This is a genomic window from Bradyrhizobium sp. AZCC 2230, from assembly GCF_036924495.1.
Classification (GTDB): Bacteria; Pseudomonadota; Alphaproteobacteria; order Rhizobiales; family Xanthobacteraceae; genus Bradyrhizobium; species Bradyrhizobium rifense.
In genome coordinates this window covers 992,149-1,009,428 of sequence record NZ_JAZHRS010000001.1, presented here as the reverse complement: position 1 = coordinate 1,009,428, position 17,280 = coordinate 992,149, and the positions used below count along the sequence as shown (strand labels likewise).

Here is a 17,280-nt window from a genome sequence, read left to right as displayed (position 1 = left end):
CCGGTCACCACGCCATGCGGCCGATCCGGCCTCCCTAGCGCCGGCCGCCGCCCATCCCGCCTCCGGGACCGCCGAAGCCGCCACCACCCATTCCGCCTCCGGGGCCCATAGGTCCGCCGGGCGAGCCGAGACCGCCCGGACCTGACGGGCCGCCTGGTCCGGTCGGCGCGGAGCCGGGATTTGCACCGGGGCTCGATCCCGGCGCAGGCGCGCCGGCCGGACCGGGCTGGCTGCCGCTCGGACCGGCCGCGCCGCGATCCGGATGCATGATCGAACCGCCGGGTGACCGGCCGGGATTGCCGCCGCCAGGCTGAGGCGCGGCCGGCCCCGGGCCGATCGCTTGCGTCGACTCGACCTGCAAGCCGCGCGAGCGATCGAACACGCCATTGACCACCATGCGCGCTTCGCCCGCCGCCGGCCCGAAGCGCGAGCTGTCACGGGCCACCAAGCCGGAGCCGAGTTGCAGGCTGGAGCCTGCACGCTGCACATAGGCCTCAATCGAGAGCCGGTTCGCGCCGACGAGATCCGAGAAATCGTCGATGCGCGTGCGCGCGGCCTGCATCGCGCCCTGGCTCGCGCTGCCCTCGATCTGGACGCGCTGGCCGACCAGCAAGGGATCGACGCCGCTCAGCTTCAACCCGCCAATATGCAGCCCGTCGGGTCGGCGCTCGACCAGACCCGTGACGCGTTCGGTTGCGTCCTTCCGGGGCTCGACCAGGCTTGCAACGATCACGCCGTCGGTCCGGCGCAGGCCGTAGACGGCGACCTGCGTGCCGGCGCGGAGCTTGCGCTCCTTGCTGCCAGCGACGATCTTCTGACCCAGCACAGTCAGCTCATTGCCCTTGACCTGCTCGATCGGCCCGGAGACCTCGCTCGCGATCGCGATGTTGCGGGTGACGAGCGTGCCGTCGGCTTGCCGCGTCGCGACCACGCGGGCGAGCTGGCCAATGCGCAGTGCCTTCGGGCTCGCCGCCTCGCCGTCGATACGCACCGGCACGTCGCTCGCATAGGTCACGCGCTCGCCATTGACGTAGATGCTGCCGAAACGCTGGATCACGCCGACGATGCCGGTGCCGCCGATGCCATGATCGTCACCGCGCGTGATTCCGGTGCCGCCGATGCCCTGGTCGGTGCCGCGCTTGACCTGCGCGCGCGCGATCGCCGTTCCGGCGAGCCAGAATCCGGTCAGCAGCAGACGGCGGGAGATCAGCGGCGGCCGGCTCATCAGGAGCTGCCCTCCCTGCCGCTGTCTTTCCCGGTCTCGTTGCCGTCGCCCTCCTCATCGGCATCTTCGGAATAGATGTAGATGCCGAAATTCCAGCGCGCGTCGCCGCCCTTGTCCTTGGCAAGCGCGCGATTGGCCTCGCGGTTGGCGGTCTTTAGCGCATCCATCGCGAGCTCGCGCGAGCGCGCCTCGAGGCGCTTCGCAAGCTTCGGCGAGATGTTGTTGTAATGCACCGCGCGTTCGAGGAAGCGCGGCGCCGGCCCCGACACGTTCTCGGCGGCGGCCGCGATATGGTCGTGCAGATTGCGGCCGAGATAGTGCCATTTGCTGTCGTCCGCGCCGCTCGGGACGAAAGCCGCCTCCACCAGCTCGATCTCGTCGGCCGCGTTGATGGTGACGAGCTGGCGGTCGACCCATTCATCGAGCACCGCGCGCGGTCGCACGTCCTTGGTGACGGAGGCGACGAGCTGCTCGAATGACGGCGCATCGCCCTCGGCCGTGCGCGGCAATGCCAGCGGCTCGCCGCTCGCATCGGTGAATTCAGGCGCGGCGAGCCAGCGCGCGATCACCGCGCTCGACAACGACACGGTGGTTGGCGTCTCGTGCACGGGTGCGCCTGCGCCGCGCAGCCGGGCCACCTCCTTGCGGTGGATGCCGGTGAGCAGGCTGACGCGGCTGTCGGTCTGCTCTTTGCCCTCGAGCGCGAAATCATGCTCGGCGACGTTGACGAAGAGCTCGCGGAGCAGCTGCGCCAGGGCCGGAAAGGTCATGCCGCTGCGGATACAGAGCCGCACGAGCGGGCGCAGCAGGCGCGCCAGCGGCGCGTGCAGCTTTGCGGCGGCGTTCGGCTCTGGAGCCGCCGCTTTGGGCCCGGACTTGGCATTCATGTCTAAATTGTAGCCATCTGCGGCGTGGGACACAATCCCACTTTTTCCCACTTCACGATTGACGTGGTAAATTTTCCCACATATACGGGACAGCACTGAGGGCGCGATTTGAAGGGACATCGACCATGGCCGACCGCTTGGCCCGTATTTCCAGTGCACCGCGTGCCGTTCCAATGCTCGACCACAGCCGTCACGACACCATCGCGCCGATGCTGCCGGCGCTGTTGCGCGGCGTGATCTTCATCTCGGTGCTATCAGCACCGTTCGTCGCAGCACTGCTCGCAGGCTGACACCACCATGCATCACACCAGCTCTCCCCCGCGCCGTCCGTCGGTGTTGCACATCTTCAAGATCTACTATCCCGACCTGTTTGGCGGCACGCTCACGGTGATCCGTGACATCTGCGCCAGCCTGAAGGACGCCTTCGCCTCCTCGGTGCTGACCTGTTCGCAATCGGCCGACCGGCGCGAGATCATCGTCAACGACGTGCCGGTTGAGCGTGTCCGCTCGTTCGGCAATGTGATGTCGCTGCCGGCCGCGCCCGCCTATCCTTGGCGGCTGTGGCAGAAGATCGCCGAGCACGATCTGCTGGCGCTGCATGCGCCCTTCCCGCTCGCCGACCTCGTCTTCGCCCTCGGCTTCGGCCGCAACCGGCCGCTGGTGGTGCACTGGCACGCCGACATCGTCACCCATGCGGGCTTGCGCTGTTTCATCGAGCCCCTGATGCGGCGGACGCTGCGCCGCGCCAAGGCGATCATCGTCTCCGACCGCGTTCTGGTCGACGAGACGCCGCTGCTGCGGGAATTCGAAGACAAATGCCATGTCGTGCCGTTCGGCATCGACACCAGTGCCTATGACTGGCCGAAGATCGAGCCGCACCACGTCAACGATCGCGGCCGCCTCGTGCTCGCTTGCGGCCGGCTCGTGCCCTACAAGGGCTACGACGTGCTGATCCGCGCCGCCGTCAACCGCAAGTTCGAGGTCTGGATCATCGGCGAAGGCGCCGAGCGGCCCCGGCTCGAGCAGCTGATCGGCGAGCTTGGCCTCGGCGACCGCGTTCGCCTGCTCGGCTCCGTCAACGATTGCGAGCGCATCAAGCTGATGTGCCTGGCCGACGTATTCGTATTGCCATCCGTCACCAATGCCGAGACCTTCGGCCTCTCCCAGCTCGAGGCCATGGCCGCCGGCCGCCCCGTGGTGAACACCGCGCTCGACACGGCAGTGCCGCGTGTCGCCCGTCACGGCATGGAGGCGATCACCGTCCCGCCGGGCGACGCCGAGAAGCTCGGTGAAGCCATCGACGCCCTGATCCGCGATCCCGAGCGCCGCCGCCGCATGGGGCTTTCGGCCCGGACCCGCGCCGTGAGCCGCTATTCCGCCATCGCCTTCAGGGAAGGCATGGAATCCGTCTACCGCGCCGCCATCACCGCGCCCTCAAATCAGGCCGCGCCCGTCGCCGAGGCGCCGCAACCAACGGGCTGGCTCGACAGCCTCCGGATCGCCGCAGCGCTGGCCTGGTCCGACATGCGCCACCGCTATGTGCGCTCGTTGCTCGGTCCGTTCTGGATGTCGCTCCAGATGGCGATCGTGGTCGCGGTGCTCGGCTCGGTGATCGGCCAGATGTCGAATGCCGACATGATGTCGCGCCTTCCCATGCTGGCGCTGTCGATGACGGCCTGGACTTTCCTCAACAGCGTCGTGCTCGATGCGACCACGGCGCTGCAGAACTCCGCGAGCCTGATCCGCGACCGGGCGCTGCCGCCGGTGATCTTCCTTCTGCAATGCACGTTCCGCCAGGGGCTGTTCGCGCTGCATAATGCCTGCGTCCCGCTCCTGCTCTGGCTGCTGCTGACGCCGCACGATCTCTCCGGCGCGCTCGCAGCGCTCCCGGGCCTCTCGCTGTTCGTGATCTGCACCTTCGGCCTGAGCCTCGTCCTCGGCGCGCTGGCGACGCGGTATCGCGACCTCAAGCCGATGATCGAATCGACGCTGATGCTCGCCTTCCTCGCCTCGCCCGTGATCTGGTCTTCGGACATCATCAATCACCGCTCGACCGTGATGCGGCTCAACCCGCTGACCCATCTGTTCGCGGTGTGGCGCGAGCCGCTTGTAGGCGGCCATGTCGATGCGGCCAGCATCATCTATGTCCTGGTCGCGCTGGCGCTGCTGCTCTGTGCGAGCGTGCTGACGCTGGTCCATTTGCGCAAAGCCGCGTTCTGGATCTGACCGATGGCCGCGATCAGCCTGCGCAACGTCTGCCTCGATTATCCCCTCTACGGCGCCTACGACTTCTCGCTGAAGCGGCGGCTGCTCGGCCACCTCATCCGCGAGAAGGGCGAGATGCGGATCATCCGCGCCGTCGACAACGTCACCATCGAGGCCGAGGCCGGCGCGCGCATCGGGCTAGCCGGCCCCAACGGCTCCGGCAAGTCGACATTGCTGCGGCTGATCGCAGGGGTCTATCCGCCGAGCAGTGGCCGCGTCGCGATCAAGGGCAATGTCGTGCCCCTGCTCGGCCTCAATGCCGGCGTGAACCTTGACTTCATCGCCGAGGACAACATCGCCCTGTTGCTGCGGATCAGCGGCCGCAAGCCGACCCGCGCCGTGATCGACGAGATCTGGGCGTTCACCGAGCTCGAAGAGCGCATGCAGCGGCTGCCGTTGCGGATGTTCTCCTCGGGCATGCTGATGCGCGTCCTGTTCGCGACCGCGACCGCCTTTCCGGCCGACATCCTCCTGCTCGACGAATGGCTGAGCGTGGTCGACGAGCACTTTGCCGAGAAGGCCGAGCGGCGACTGCAGAACCTGGTTTCGCAGGCCGCGATCGTCATCATCGCCTCGCACGACCAGCCGCTGCTGCGCCGCACCTGCACCAGCATCATCAATCTCGACCACGGCCGCATCGCCTCGACCATCTCGGTCGAACCGCCGTCGCCCCTGTCTTTCGAGCTCCGCGAGAAACGCGCATGAAGCAGAATATCCTTGTCGTCTCCGAGGCGCTCGGCGAGCCCAACCACAAGCGCGGCATCTTCCATTTCACCCGTGAATTGATGCGCTCGCTGGCCGCCGAGGGCCATGAGCTCACGCTGCTGGTCGAGACCACGCGGCGTTACCGCAAGCTGCGCCGGCGCGAGCGACGCACAAAGCTGTTTCCGACGCAGTCGCGCAACATCGAGCTGCTCGCCCTCTATCGTTTCCTCGACGAGATCAATATGGCCGAGCCGCTGGCGCGCAACGGCCTGCGGCGTACGCTCGACTGGCTGCGCCACAAGGCCACCATGTCGGTATCGTTGGACTATACTCTCTGCTTCCTGCGTGCGATCGGCCTGCGCGGCCTTGGCGCGCGTTTGATCGAGAACAAGACCGCGGCTCTCGAATACATTCCGCCGGACCTGCGTCATCTCGAACTGTTCCGTGATTTCCAGCTCGAGCCCGGATTCTACAGCTATCAGGACTCCTCGGCCTTTCTGTTGCTGCCGCCGCCGCGGATCGACGCGCGCGACTACGACGTCATCGTCATCGACACGCCGACACGGGTCTCGGTGAAGCGCAGGCCGGATGCCAAGGTGATCTGCGTCGTGCACGATCTGCTGCCGCTCACCGATCTCAAGCTCAGCGACGTCGCAACGCGGCTGTTCCTGTCGCGGCTGCTCACCAGCCTGCGTCAGGCCGACGAGCTCGCCTTCGTTTCAAACTATAGCATGATGCGGTTCAGGGAACTGTTGCCGCAATTTGCGCACCTGCCGGCGCGGGTCGTGTATCCCCGCACCCGGTTCGACGCCCCGGATGTCCTGCACCTCCCAGCCCCTGCGGGGCGTCCGGGGCGGCCGAGCTTTGTCGTCATCGTGTCGAACGAGCCACGCAAGAACGTCGCGACCGTCATTCGCGCGTTCCGCAACATCCCCCAGGCCGATCTGGTGGTGATTGGCCTGGCCGGCCAGATCAGCAAGATGCGCAATCTTCCGCCAAACATTCGTTTCGCCGGCTATGTCGACGAGCACGAGAAGGCCGCTTTGATCGCGGACGCGCATGGCCTGATCATGCCGAGTTTCGCCGAAGGTTTTGGCGTGCCGATCATCGAGGCGCTGGCTGCGAACACGCCGGTGCTGTGCTCAGACATCGCCGTGTTCCGCGAGGTCGCGGGCGAGCTCGCCGATTATTTCGATCCGTTCGCGACCGAGTCGATCGTGGCCTCCGTCACCCGCGTGCTGGCGCGGCAGGAGGAATGCCGCGGCCGAATCCGGGCGCGCCGCTCCGAGCTTGCCGAGCGCTTCGGCTACCAGACCCAGGCCCGTGATTTCCTCGGGCAGTATTTGGCCCCGGAACGCGTGGTCGCGGCACAATTGGCATGACCGCCGCATCGGTGGCGTGCACGGGTCCAGCCGTTCCTCGAACCACGCAAGGCTCGGCTGCATGGATCCGGGCGGCCGATGTGGTCGCCGCATTGATCGCGGCGTCGCTGCCGTGGTCAACCACGGCGCCTTCAATCTTCGTCGGGCTGTGGCTGCTCGCGGTGACGCCCACCATCGACTGGCGGGACTATGCACGCAGGCTGACGCAGCCTGCCTACGGCCTGCCCTTCATCATCCTGCTGCTCGCACTTCTGGGGATGCTGTGGTCGGACGGCGCCTGGGCCGACCGGCTGCACGCGCTCAAGCCGGTCGCAAAGCTCGTGCTGATTCCGCCGCTGCTCTATCATTTCAGCCGATCGGAGCGTGGCTTCCAGGTTTGCGCCGCCTTTCTCGCCTCCTGTGCGCTGCTTGCGATGTTCTCCTGGATGGTGCTGCTCGATCCTGCCTTGAAGCTGACCGCAACTGCGTCTGCCGGCGTTCCCGTCAAGAACTATATCGACCAGAGCCAGGAGTTCACGTTGTGCGCCTTCGCGCTCGCGCTGCCGGCGCTGAACTTCTGGCGCGGTGGAAGCATGATCGCAACGGCCGCGTGCGCGGCGCTGATCCTGCTGTTTTTGACCAACATGGTGTTCGTCGCCTCGGCCCGCACGGCGCTGCTCTGCATCGCAGTCCTGCTGGTGTTGTTCGCCTGGCGGCATCTGAGCCGGCGCGCAGCGCTGTGGCTGCTCACAGGCGCCGTGGCCGCAAGCGCGCTGGCCTGGGCAGCGTCGCCCTATCTGCGCCAGCGCATCGCCGACATCGCCGTGGAATATCAGCACGGGCGCGAGGACATCAGCCACGCCTCGACCGCGCAGCGCCTGACCTATTGGCGCAAATCGGCCGCCGCCTTTGCCGAGGCGCCGCTGTTCGGCCACGGCACCGGGTCGATCAAGCGGCAGTTCGAGCGCACCGCCTCGAACGAGAGCAGCCTCGACGCCGAGATCGTCAGTAATCCGCACAACCAGACCCTGCACGTCGCGGTGCAATGGGGCTTGTTGGGCGTCGTCCTGCTCTACGCCCTGTGGATCGCCCATCTGCGCCTGTTCACGGGCGAAGGTCTTGCCACGTGGATCGGCCTTGTCGTCGTCGTGCAGAACATCGCGAGTTCGGCTCTCAACTCGCATCTCGCCGATTTCCACGAGGGCTGGATCTACGTGCTCGGCGTCGGCGTTGCCGGCGGCATGGTCCTGAAGGCCAAAGCCGCCACCCGGCCCTGACTACTGACCGCGTTCGTGGCCGACCTCGCCGGTGATGACATCGCCGAACATCTCCCACGCCTGCCCGTTGAAGCGCATCAGCTGCATCTGCTCGATCGGGAAGTAATCGTCGGCCGAGGTGTTGACCATGATGCCGGGCAGCATCAGGTCGGTGTGGAAATTCTTCAGGTTTGCTGCCTGCTTCATGACGTTGTCGCGCGTGAGATTGTCGCCGCACTGCTTCAGGACCTGCACCATCGCCTCGGCCTGCACGTATCCGTAGACGTTGTTGGCATTGGTCTTGTCGCCGTCAGGATAGTACCTGTCCATGAACTCGCGCCATTTCACGACCGCGGGATCCTTGTCCCAGGTCGGATCCGTCGGTTCCTTCAGATAGATGGTCGAGATGATGTCCTTGGCATAGTCAAGGCCGGCAGGCTTCATGACCGAAGCGACCGAGGTCGCGGTGTTGGCCAGGAAGAACTTTGGCTTCCAGCCGAGCTCGCCGACCTTCCGGATCGCCTGCGCCGAGCCCTTCGGCGCGGCCCATGAGAAGAAGATGTCGGCACCGGAATCATGCAGGGCGACGATCTGCGAGTCGATCGAGGGATCGCTGACCTCGTAGGATTTGTCTGCGATGATCATGCTGGCTTTGTCGCCGAGCCCGTCCTTCAGGCCCTTGAACTGGTCCTTGCCGGCGTCGTCATTCTGCCAGAACACCGCGATCTTGCCGTTCGGGAAATTGTCGCGGATGTATTTTGCGTAGATCCGTCCCTCGCTCTGGTAGTTGGGCTGAAAGCCCATGGTCCACGGAAAGTTCTTGGGGTCGCCGAACTTGGTGCCGCCGGAGGCAACGAACAGCTGAGGCACCTTCTTGGCGTTCATGTATTTCATGATCGCTGAATTCGAGGGCGTGCCGAGCGCCTGGAAGATCAGCAGCACCTCATCGCTCTCGACCAGCTTGCGCGCCTGCTCGATCGCCTTCGGTGGCGAATAGGCGTCGTCATAGCTGATGAAGTTGATCTTGCGGCCGTTGATGCCGCCTTGGTCGTTGATCATCCTGAAGAACGCGGCCTCGGTCTTGCCGATCACGCCATAGGACGACGCCGGTCCGCTATAGGGCATGATGTTGCCGATCTTGATTTCGGTGTCGCTGGCGCCGGGATCATATTTTTTCTGCACCGAGGTCTGTGCCATGGCCGGTGTCGTGACGAGCACTCCGGCAGCAAGCATCGCGAGGGCAGCAAGGCTGTTGCGACGACCCGGCATTGGTCTCTCCCCTATATTTTGTTGTCTTGTTTTGAGGAGAGTGTCGCAAGGCGGCCGGCGACTGGCAAGCGGCAGGATTTTCCGCGGAGTGAAACGTCGCAGCCGGAGCTTACCGGACGCGCTGCAGCATTCCCATCGATCACGATCAACCCGACATCGCCACCCGATCTCCGACAGATTATGTGGACCCTTTCGGCCGAGACCGAGCGTTACTGACAGCCTCAGCGAGAACCCACGAGAGTCCTTAGATTCGAACAGGACGACTTCTCGTTTCTGCCGCAATCTTGGCGTGTTGTTCCACCGCCGGAACGCGAAAGGACAACAAGATGAAGTTGACTCTGACAGGCGGCCCAATAGGCGCATGCCTGATGTTCGGGTGCTTTTTGCTGATCACCCCGATGGCTCACGGAGCGCCACAAACATGCTCGGTCGAGAAGCTCCAGGGCCGCTACATATTTGCTGGCCAGGGCACAAACCATCACTACGGCGCGTTTGACTTCGACGGGGCAGGAAAGTTTTCAGGCAAACAGACCTCGCTGCGTCATGCGATCGTTCAACGCGAAGCCCTGAATGGTACGTACACGATTGATCAGGACTGCACGGGAACGATAACCCTCGAAGGTCAACCCGGTGGCACGGCACATTGGGACGTCTTCTTGACCGATGACGGAAAGAAGGGTCGCATGATCCGGACGGATTCCGGTGTGGCGAGCGTTCGCACCTTCGAGCAGTAGCGCAGCTCAAATCCGCGGCTCATCCTGGCGGTAGGGCCGCGTTTTTGCTTGGGAGCGCCGACGATTGGACGGCGCCCTTTGCGATATCAGCGATCACCGCCCCGATCACCAGCGCCCCGCCAATCAGCGCATGCACGGCAGGCACTTCGCCAAATCCCACCCAGATCCAGAACGCCATCAGCGGCGTCTCCAGCGTTGCGATCAGCGAGGCCTGCCCTGACGGCAGCAGGCGCGAGCCGAGCATGTAGAAGGTCAGGCCGAGCGCGACCTGGAGGCAGCCGAACATCGCGAGGATCGCAAGGCTGTGGCCGCCGACATGGGCGATGTCGTGAGCGAACGGCAGGCTGACCAGACTGCCGATGAAGTTCGACAGTGCTGCCGCCGCGACCATCGAGGTCTCCCTGTGGCGCCGAACGACGACCGTCATGGCCGAGATGGCGAGCACCATCAGGCAGCTCAGCGCCACGCCGCCGATATCGGCGCCGGCTCTGATGCCACCGACGGTGATGGCGACGCCGGCAAACGCGACGAGGCTCGCCATCAGGGTGCGCCATGCCGCGGCTTCGCCAAGCCACAGCCATGCCAGCGCCGCCGCCACGAACGGCTGGGTCGCGATCAGCACCGCGACATTCATGACGTTGGTCATCTGAAGCGCGGGGATGAACGAGATCATGCCCACCGCCGACAACGACGCCACCAGCAAGCCGCCGCGTCCCGGCACCACCAATTGCCGCAACGCGCCCGGCCCCTGCGTCAGGACGAGAAGCACCGAGATCAGGCTGCCGCCGAACAGGCCGCGCCAGAACAGGATGGTCCAGGGATCAAACGGCAGCAGTCGCGTGAAGAACGGCGCCGTGCTCCAGGCAATCGCCGCCGCTGCAACGAGGGCAATGCCGAGACCGCGTTCCGATCGAGGCTGCCCCATGTCGAATTGTCCGTTTAAGACGGCTTCTTCGGCCGCGACACCAGCTCGATCATCTTGCCTTCGTCATCGTCGGGCATCGCGGCCTTGGCCTGCGCGTAGGACTCGACCGCCGCACGCGAGACCAGCGGCTTGTCGGCCAGCAGGCTCTCGGCGAGTTTTACGGCATAGGCGGCATCCTTGTGCCGGAGCGCGGCCGTGAACGTCGCGCCGCTGAAATCGCGGGCGACCATGCGCTTGGAATGGCGCTGCACCTGCGGGCTCGCGGCGACGCCGGCCTGGATCGAGTCCAGCACCAGCTTCATATCGAGCCCGGCCTGCTCGGCGATCGCGAGGCCCTCGGCGAGGCCTGCGATCTGGATCGCGCCCAGGAGATTGTTGATGAGCTTGTAGACCGTGCCGGATCCGACCGCGCCGAAATGGCGGATGGTCGAGCCGATCGGTTCGAGGAACGGTCGCGCCCGCTCCAGGTCGGCCGCATCGGCGCCGGCGAGCAGCGTCAGCTTTCCGGCCGCGGCCGCGTCCGGCAATCCCGTCACGGGGCAATCGATATAGATCAGCCCGCGCGCATTGAGCTCACGGCCCATCTCGCGCGCATGGTCATAGGAAACGGTGGAGCACTCGATGGCGATGGTGCCGGCCTTCGCCGTCTTGGCCGCGCCGTTCGGTCCGAGCCAGACCGCGCGCGAGGCTTCGTCGTCGGCGACCATGGTCACGACCGCGTCGGCGTCGATCGCGGCATCCTCCGGCGAGGTCGCCCATTGCGCGCCGCGCGCGATCAGGTCTTCGGCTTTCGCCTTGCTGCGATTCCACAGCGTCACCGTGAAGCCGGCATCGAGATAGCGGCCGGCCATGCCGTGGCCCATCCGTCCAAGCCCGATGAAGGCAATTCGGGTCATGGCTAGTCCACGTCCTCGATGTCAGCGCCAGTGGTGCCGAAGGCGCGCTGCGCCAAGGTCGCGGCCATGAAATCGTCGAGCTCGCCGTTGAGTACGCCCGACGTGTCGGAGGTCTGCACACCGGTGCGCAAATCCTTCACCATCTGATAGGGCTGCAGCACGTAGGAGCGGATCTGGTGGCCCCAGCCGATATCGGTCTTGGCGGCCTGGTCGGCGGCGGCCTTCTCCTCGCGCCTCTTCAGCTCCATCTGATAGAGCCGCGCACGGAGCATGTCCCACGCTTGCGCCCGGTTCTTGTGCTGGGAGCGGCCGGCCTGGCAGACCACCGCGACGCCGGTCGGAATATGCGTCAGGCGCACCGCGGATTCGGTCTTGTTGACGTGCTGGCCGCCGGCGCCGCCCGAGCGCATGGTGTCGGTGCGGACGTCGGATTCCTTGATGTCGATCTTGATGCTGTCGTCGATGACGGGAAACACCTGCACGCTGGAGAACGAGGTATGCCGGCGCGCGTTGGAATCGAACGGCGAGATGCGCACCAGCCGGTGCACGCCGGCCTCGGTCTTCAGCCAGCCATAGGCATTGTGGCCGGAGACCTGGATGGTCGCGGACTTGATGCCGGCCTCCTCGCCCTCGGACTCTTCGAGGAATTCGACCTTGAAGCCGTGCGTCTCGGCCCAGCGCGTGTACATGCGCAACAGCATCTGCGCCCAGTCCTGGCTCTCGGTGCCGCCGGCCCCGGCATGCACCTCGAGATAGGAATCGAAACCGTCGGCTTCGCCCGACAGCAGCGCCTCGAGCTCGCGCCGCGCCACTTCCTTCTTGAGCGCTTTCAATGCGGCTTCAGCCTCGGCGACAACGCCCGTATCGCCCTCGGCCTCGCCGAGCTCGATCATGCCGATGTCGTCTTCGAGCTGCTGCTCGACCTTGCCGATGCCCGAGAGCGAGTCCTCCAGCGAGGTGCGCTCCTGCATCAGTTTCTGGGCTTTCTGAGGATCGTTCCAGAGGTTGGGATCTTCCGCGAGCTTGTTCAGCTCAGCGAGGCGCGCCGTCGATTTATCGACGTCAAAGATGCCTCCTCAGCAGCCCGACTGACTGCTTGATCTCTTCTACCAACCGTTCGATTTCGGCGCGCATGTCGTTCTCTGGTCTCGCGGAAACCATCCGCGTGCAATTGAAATCGGGATGTAGCGGCGGCGGCTGCAAAGCGCAACCGCCCGCCTCGTCCAACGCCGGCGTTATACGCTAGTACAGCCCGCCGGTGGCCGGCCGCATGAAGAAGCCTGAATCCGGCTGTTGCTGCGGCGCTCCCGGCACGCCGCCGCGCCCGTCGGCGTCGGCGACGCCAATGACGGAGTAATTATCCGGTGGCGCCGTACCCGGCTTGAAGGCTTCCAAAATGGTTCCACCGCTCTCGCCGGGGCCGGCGCGCATGCCGGTCTTGGAGACGACGCGGATCAGCTTGATGCCGGCCGGTACCTTGAACGGAACCGCGGGCTTGTCGGCGAGCGCGAGCTTGAGGAAATCGCGCGCGATGGGCGCGGCCAGATGGCCGCCGGTCGCGGCGTTGCCTTTGCCGAGCGGACGCGGCTTGTCGTAGCCCATGTAGATGGCCACCGCGACGTCAGGCGAGAAGCCGACGAACCAGGCGTCCTTGGCCTCGTTGGTGGTGCCGGTCTTGCCGGCGATCGGCTTGCCGACTTCCCTCACGACGGTTGCGGTACCGGCCTGGACCACGCCTTCCAACAGCTCGGTGATCTGATAGGCGGTCATGGAGTCCAGCACCTGCTCGCGGCGGTCGATCAGCTGCGGCTCGTTCTGGTTCTTCCAGCCGCCGGGCGCGTCGCAGCCGCGGCATTCGCGCTGGTCGTGCTTGAAGATGGTGTGGCCGTAGCGGTCCTGGATACGGTCGATCAAGGTCGGCTTCACGCGGCGGCCGCCGTTGGCGAGCATCGAATAGGCCGTAACCATGCGCATCGCCGTGGTTTCGCCGGCGCCGAGTGCGTAGGAGAGATAGTTCGGCAATTCGTCATAGACGCCGAAACGGCGGGCATATTCGCCGATCAGGGGCATGCCGATGTCCTGCGCGAGGCGCACCGTCACCGTGTTGAGCGATTGCCGCAGCGCGTTTCGCAGCGTGACCGGTCCCTGATATTTGTTCGCCGAGAAGTTTTCAGGCCGCCACACGCCGGCGCCCTGGCCCTGATCGATTTCGATCGGCGCGTCGAGCACGACGGTCGACGGCGTGTAGCCGTTGTCGAGCGCGGCCGAATAGACGATCGGCTTGAACGACGAACCCGGCTGCCGATAGGCCTGCGTGGCGCGGTTGAACTGGCTCTGGTCGAACGAGAAGCCGCCGACCATCGCGAGCACGCGGCCGGTCCAGGGATCCATCACCACCATCGCGCCCGACACTTCGGGGATCTGGCGCAGACGGTACTGGCCTTCGACCGGTTGTCCTTCCTTGCTGTAGAGCGGATCGGCATAGATCACGTCGCCGGGCTGAAGCACCTGCGACACACCCGTGGCAGCCCTGCCCTTCGCTGCTCCTGAAGCCGCCTTCGCCCATTTGACGCCATCGAGCGTGATCAGGCCGGTCTCGCGCTGCTTGCTGATTGCGCCGCCGAGCTCGCGGTTCGGCTGGAAGCCGATGCGCGCCGACTGGTCGCTGGTCTCCAGCACCACCGCCATGCGCCACGGCGAGATGTCGGAGAGCGACTTGATCTCGGCGAGCTTCACGCCCCAATCGCCCGAAATATCGAGCTTGCTCATGGCACCGCGATAGCCCTGCTGCTCGTCATAGTTCACGAGGCCGGCGACCATGGTCTTGCGCGCCATGACCTGGATCTTCGGATCGAGCGTGGTGCGCACCGACAGGCCGCCCTCATACAGCTTCTTCTCGCCATAGCGCTCGAAGATGTCGCGGCGGACTTCCTCGGCGAAATATTCACCGGCGAAGGTGTGGGCACCGTTGGAACGGTTGGTGACGGCCAGCGGCTCCTTGCGCGCCTTCTCGGCGTCGGCCTGCTTGATCCAGCCGTTTTCCTGGAGACGGTCGATCACGTAGTTGCGGCGCTCGATGGCGCGGTCGCGGTTACGCACCGGATGCAGCGTCGCCGGCATCTTCGGCAGCGCCGCGAGGTAGGACGCTTCCGCAACGGTGAGCTCGTTCACCGACTTGTCGAAATAGACCAGCGAAGCGGCCGCGATGCCGTAGGCGCCGAGGCCGAGATAGATTTCGTTGAGATACAGCTCGAGGATCTTGTCCTTCGAATAGGTCTTCTCGATGCGCATCGCGAGCAAGGCTTCCTTGATCTTGCGCGCGAACGAGACCTCGTTGGTCAGAAGGAAGTTCTTGGCGACCTGCTGGGTGATCGTCGAGGCACCCTGCGGACGGCGGTTGGAGCCGTAGTTCTGCAGATAGACCACGCCGGCGCGGGCCATGCCGGTGTAGTCGATGCCGCCATGCTCGTAGAAATTCTTGTCTTCGGCGGCGAGGAACGCGTTGATCACGAGCTTCGGCACCGCCTGGATCGGCAAATAGAGCCGCCGCTCCTTGGCGTATTCGCCGAGCAGCGAACCGTCGACCGCGTGCACGCGGGTCATCACCGGCGGCTCGTAATCCTGAAGCTGAGAGTAGTCGGGCAAGTCCTTGGAGAAATGCCAGATCAGGCCTGCCACGGCACCGACACCGACAAGGAACACCACCGTTCCCGCAGCGAACAGGAAGCCCATGAACCGCACAAGCAAGCGCATTATGTGTTTATCCGTTTAATCCCTGGATCAGCCCAAAGTGCCCCAAACGGGCACCGTCCTCACGTCGCGAATTCACCGGCTTACTCAATACTATCAACGCCGGACCGAAAGACGCTTGCCGAACGGGATTCTCGTCGATTCCGGAACCCCCTGCGTCGTTTTTATAAAGCGTCCGCTGTGGCCAAACTAGGGCTTAACAACGGAACCGGCATTCCCTTCTTAATTCCCGGCCCCTGCCGTCGCCATCCGCTTGGCCAGGAACGTGTCGATCGCCTGGGCCATCGAGCCGACGGCCTTGGACCGCCAGCCCTCGGAGACGAGGTGTTCGAGGTCACCCTTGTTGGAGACGTAGCCGATCTCGACCAGCACCGAGGGCACGTCGGGCGCCTTCAGCACCCGGAAACCTGCCGACTTCAGGGGATGCTTGTGCATCCGCACGGTCGACTTCATTTCGCCCATCAGCAAATGGGCAAAACGGTTTGAAAAGGTGCGGGTTTCCCGCTGCGTGAGGTCGATCAGGATATCAGCGACGTCGGTCGGCTCTTCCGCGAGATTGAAGCCGGCAATCGCGTCCGCACGGTTTTCGGCATCGGCCAGGCGCTGGGCCTCGGCGTCGGAGGCCTTGTCCGAGAGCGTGTAGATGGTGGCGCCCTGCGCATCGCCCTCGGCCTTCGGTAGCGCGTCGGCGTGGATCGAAACGAACAGCGCGGCGTTCAGATTGCGGGCAATTTTGGACCGGTCATTGAGCGGAATGAAGGTATCGTCGTCCCGCGTCATCACCACCCGGTATTTGCCGGCCTTTTCCAGCCGATCGCGCAGTGCCAGGCCAAAGGCGAGCACCAGGTTCTTCTCGCTCTCGCCGCTCGACTGGGTACCGTTGTCGATGCCGCCATGGCCGGGATCGATCACGACGACCGGACGGCCATCGGCCGGCGCCCCCGGCTTCTGCGGCGCCGCTTCGGGCGCGGCAGGAATCGTTGCCGGCGGCGCGGCGGCAACCGACGGCCGCAGCTCGGGGCGATTCTCCGGGGCGGGCGTCTGCACGAAAGCCGCGCGGTCGACCTCCTCCAGCTCGAGCACCAGCCGGGCCGGCTGGCCGTTGGCCGCCTCGAGCACATAGGAATTGGTGATCTTGGCGGGCCCGGTCAGGTCGAACACGATTCGGGAGCCGCCGGGCATCACGAGCCCGTAGCGGAAGGCCTTGACCAGCCCTCGCCCGGCCCCGGTGCCCGGGCTCAGCTGAAAATTCACCTGGGGAACGTCGACCACGACCCGGTAGGGATCGGCGAGCGTCGTGGCGCGGAAGCTGACGGTCTGGTCGAGGTCGAGAATGAACCGGGTCTGCTTGCCGTCGCCGGCCAGGCGCGCCGCGGTGGCAACTGGAAAATTCGCCGTTGCAACAGAGGGTTGCGATGGGCTTTCGGCTGCGCTCAGACGCGAGGAATCGGCACACGGCAATGCCGCGGCGCAGAGCAGCGCAACCCCCAGCAAAACCCGTTGATTTGTGCGGCTCGCCACCGAATCCGTGCCTCCGAGCAGCCCTCTTTAACGCAATAGAACCACAGGGTTAATCGATCCTTAATGACGGAAACGCGAAACTCTTCGACTGTGACCGGCGTGCGACGCTCCCTTGCACGGTTGGCCCATTCCTCGTATGTACGGATTGCTGACGGCCAATAATTTCCGGTTGTGTCGCATTCAGCCTCCCGGTGCAGCGCCGGAACGCCCAAGGTTTGGGAATTCCAGCGTTTTTCTGTTCCCCTCTAAGACCAGCGCGGTGCGCGGCAGCGAGGTGGAACAGGGCAAGCCCCGGCGGCGGACGGTTTCCGGTTACCACACTGTTTCCGGGACAGTTTTGACAGCGACGCGGCCAGTTGCCCGGTCCCTTAATCCCAAGGGGGCGGTTCGTGATCCCAAGGCGAGCGCGCACGCGCCATGCCTGGCCAGCAGCAACTGATTAGGGGCGGCCCCGCCGCCCAATGTTTCATACGGGCCGACGCTTGA

At 65.2% G+C, this 17,280-nt stretch carries 14 protein-coding genes; 6 read left to right on the top strand and 8 right to left on the bottom strand.

Annotation, left to right across the window (positions count from 1 at the left end; all coding sequences use genetic code 11):
• Positions 1–34: 34 nt before the first annotated feature.
• Positions 35–1,225: a DUF5666 domain-containing protein gene (locus tag V1280_RS04780; protein ID WP_334519688.1), complete on the bottom strand. Its 1,191-nt coding sequence runs from the start codon at positions 1,223–1,225 to the stop codon at positions 35–37.
• On the bottom strand, positions 1,225–2,112 hold the full coding sequence (locus V1280_RS04775; RefSeq protein WP_334519686.1) for a DUF6502 family protein: 888 nt from the start codon (positions 2,110–2,112) through the stop codon (positions 1,225–1,227). Before V1280_RS04775 ends, V1280_RS04780 begins: the two co-directional genes overlap by 1 nt.
• 125 nt (positions 2,113–2,237) lie before the next feature.
• Between V1280_RS04775 and V1280_RS04770 the strand changes: the two genes are divergently transcribed.
• From V1280_RS04770 to V1280_RS04750, 5 genes are read left to right on the top strand one after another with little or no spacing between them, the layout of a single operon-like run.
• A complete protein-coding gene (locus V1280_RS04770; RefSeq protein WP_334519683.1) occupies positions 2,238–2,402 on the top strand; it encodes a hypothetical protein in 165 nt (54 codons plus the stop codon).
• A gap of 7 nt (positions 2,403–2,409) precedes the next feature.
• Positions 2,410–4,338, top strand: coding sequence for a glycosyltransferase (locus tag V1280_RS04765; protein WP_334519680.1), 1,929 nt, complete (start codon positions 2,410–2,412; stop codon positions 4,336–4,338).
• 3 nt (positions 4,339–4,341) lie between these two features.
• Positions 4,342–5,082 (top strand): ABC transporter ATP-binding protein, encoded by a 741-nt coding sequence (locus V1280_RS04760; RefSeq protein WP_334519677.1) that lies wholly within the window; start codon positions 4,342–4,344, stop codon positions 5,080–5,082.
• Positions 5,079–6,464 carry a glycosyltransferase family 4 protein gene (locus V1280_RS04755; protein ID WP_334519674.1) on the top strand — a complete coding sequence of 462 codons (1,386 nt, stop codon included), beginning with the start codon at positions 5,079–5,081 and terminating at the stop codon, positions 6,462–6,464. The genes V1280_RS04760 and V1280_RS04755 overlap by 4 nt, the downstream gene beginning before the upstream one ends.
• Positions 6,461–7,720, top strand: coding sequence for an O-antigen ligase family protein (locus V1280_RS04750; RefSeq protein WP_334519670.1), 1,260 nt, complete (start codon positions 6,461–6,463; stop codon positions 7,718–7,720). Before V1280_RS04755 ends, V1280_RS04750 begins: the two co-directional genes overlap by 4 nt.
• Here the strand turns inward: V1280_RS04750 and V1280_RS04745 are convergent, their stop codons facing one another.
• Positions 7,721–8,968 (bottom strand): ABC transporter substrate-binding protein, encoded by a 1,248-nt coding sequence (locus V1280_RS04745; RefSeq protein WP_334519667.1) that lies wholly within the window; start codon positions 8,966–8,968, stop codon positions 7,721–7,723.
• A 326-nt stretch (positions 8,969–9,294) separates the two neighbouring features.
• Here V1280_RS04745 and V1280_RS04740 point away from each other — a divergent pair, with 326 nt between their 5' ends.
• On the top strand, positions 9,295–9,702 hold the full coding sequence (locus V1280_RS04740; protein ID WP_334519665.1) for a hypothetical protein: 408 nt from the start codon (positions 9,295–9,297) through the stop codon (positions 9,700–9,702).
• 19 nt (positions 9,703–9,721) lie between these two features.
• Here the strand turns inward: V1280_RS04740 and V1280_RS04735 are convergent, their stop codons facing one another.
• From V1280_RS04735 to V1280_RS04715, 5 genes are all read right to left on the bottom strand, one after another.
• A complete protein-coding gene (locus V1280_RS04735) occupies positions 9,722–10,627 on the bottom strand; it encodes a DMT family transporter (protein ID WP_334519662.1) in 906 nt (301 codons plus the stop codon).
• Positions 10,628–10,641: 14 nt separating this feature from the next.
• Positions 10,642–11,523, bottom strand: coding sequence for an NAD(P)-dependent oxidoreductase (locus tag V1280_RS04730; protein WP_334519659.1), 882 nt, complete (start codon positions 11,521–11,523; stop codon positions 10,642–10,644).
• A 2-nt stretch (positions 11,524–11,525) separates the two neighbouring features.
• Positions 11,526–12,657, bottom strand: a protein-coding gene (prfB, locus tag V1280_RS04725) for a peptide chain release factor 2 (protein ID WP_334519656.1) whose coding sequence is annotated in 2 segments (ribosomal slippage) — positions 11,526–12,587 and positions 12,589–12,657 — 1,131 coding nt in all. Because the reading frame shifts where the segments join, the coding sequence is not laid out codon by codon here.
• A gap of 108 nt (positions 12,658–12,765) precedes the next feature.
• Positions 12,766–15,276 (bottom strand): penicillin-binding protein 1A, encoded by a 2,511-nt coding sequence (locus V1280_RS04720; protein WP_334519653.1) that lies wholly within the window; start codon positions 15,274–15,276, stop codon positions 12,766–12,768.
• A 219-nt stretch (positions 15,277–15,495) separates the two neighbouring features.
• A complete protein-coding gene (locus V1280_RS04715; protein WP_334519650.1) occupies positions 15,496–16,794 on the bottom strand; it encodes an N-acetylmuramoyl-L-alanine amidase in 1,299 nt (432 codons plus the stop codon).
• Positions 16,795–17,280: the final 486 nt, after the last annotated feature.